The organism is Shigella sp. FC1567, assembly GCF_001743015.1.
In the GTDB taxonomy this organism is placed as follows: domain Bacteria; phylum Pseudomonadota; class Gammaproteobacteria; order Enterobacterales; family Enterobacteriaceae; genus Escherichia; species Escherichia coli.
The window spans coordinates 1-1,238 of sequence record NZ_MIIV01000285.1; the positions used below are offsets into that span (position 1 = coordinate 1).

At 44.6% G+C, this 1,238-nt stretch carries 4 protein-coding genes; 2 read left to right on the top strand and 2 right to left on the bottom strand.

All coding sequences use genetic code 11. The annotated features are described in order from the left end of the window. Positions 1–294: integrase core domain-containing protein (locus BHE85_RS15795; RefSeq protein ID WP_146627968.1), on the top strand; the 294-nt coding region annotated here is incomplete at its 5' end. A gap of 101 nt (positions 295–395) precedes the next feature. Beyond that, entirely contained in the window at positions 396–722 is a 327-nt protein-coding gene (locus BHE85_RS15800; RefSeq protein ID WP_039064171.1) for a TonB family protein, read from the top strand. 131 nt (positions 723–853) lie between these two features. On the opposite strand, the gene BHE85_RS15805 is transcribed toward BHE85_RS15800, so the two are convergent. Continuing rightward, positions 854–1,054 carry a YlcI/YnfO family protein gene (locus tag BHE85_RS15805; protein ID WP_024258772.1) on the bottom strand — a complete coding sequence of 67 codons (201 nt, stop codon included), beginning with the start codon at positions 1,052–1,054 and terminating at the stop codon, positions 854–856. 115 nt (positions 1,055–1,169) lie between these two features. Next, positions 1,170–1,238: hypothetical protein (locus BHE85_RS28455; RefSeq protein WP_369803596.1), on the bottom strand; the 69-nt coding region annotated here is incomplete at its 5' end.

Sequence of the window (1,238 nt, forward strand, 5' to 3'; positions counted from 1 at the left end):
GATCGAGGTTCACAGTACTGCGCATACGATTACCGGGTCATACAGGAGCAGTCTGGTCTGAAAACATCAATGTCGCGTAAAGGTCACTGTTACGACAACGCTCCGATGGAAAGCTTCTGGGGAACGCTGAAAAATGAGAGCCTGAGCCACTATCGTTTTAATAACCGGGATGAAGCCATCTCAGTAATACGGGAATACATTGAGATTTTCTACAATCGTCAGCGTCGTCACTCTCGTCTGGGGAATATCTCCCCGGCAGCCTTCAGGGAAAAATATCATCAGATGCCTGCTTAAAAAAAGAACAAATGGTAGTGTCCGCTATTGCCAGTACACCTCAGACCGACAGGGTGGCATTGTTAGAATAAGACTTATTCTTATCTGTGCCGGGAATGAAAATGAAAAGAAACCTTCCGTTAATTATTTTGTTGCCTTCTCTGGTTATGGGCTGTACGCAACATAAAACAGATATGCCCCGACAGTTGGTTAAGGCATTACCACAATATCCGGCCTATGCAGCGGCAAATTATATAAAGGGACGGGTTGATGTGAAGTTTGATATTGGTGCTGATGGTACTGTCACCCGAATTGAGTTTATCCGTTCAGAGCCGCACCATTTGTTTGATGAGCAGGTTGTAAAGGCGATGGCAAAATGGCGATTTGAGAAGGACAGGCCGTGTAAAGGCGTGAAGAAAACGTTTATCTTTAGTCCTTCTGCACCCTGATTATTTCATCAGAAATTAATTATCACTCTGTTGTTATTCTGTACATCCCGGCAGGGTAAGTCTTGTTCCGTCGGATATGAAGATGAAATATTGTTGGAGGACAGTGGGTACCTGCTCCTGTAACCGAACGTTCATTTCTCGTTATTTTTCATGCTGGCCGGGCGCAGATGCGTTGCATCTGTTGCCAGCCTTCTCCTGCAGGCTTCAATAACCCACGCTGAAAAGTTTCCTGAACCTTTCAGATCAAGAGCGATGTTAATTTGTTCAATCATCTGGTTTGGAAATCGGATGTTGCGGGTTGTTGTTCTGCGGGTTCTGTTCTTTGATGACATAATGTTTCCCCATATTCAGTGTTGCTGATTTGTATTATCTGAAGTTGCTTTTACGTTAATTTGATGCAGATCAATCAATACGATAGTAAGCGTCAACGGAGCACCGTATTGACGCTTATTTATTGGTGAGTGCTACGTTCCATGGCAGGAGTTCGTCAACACGGTTGGAAGGCCATTCCGGCAG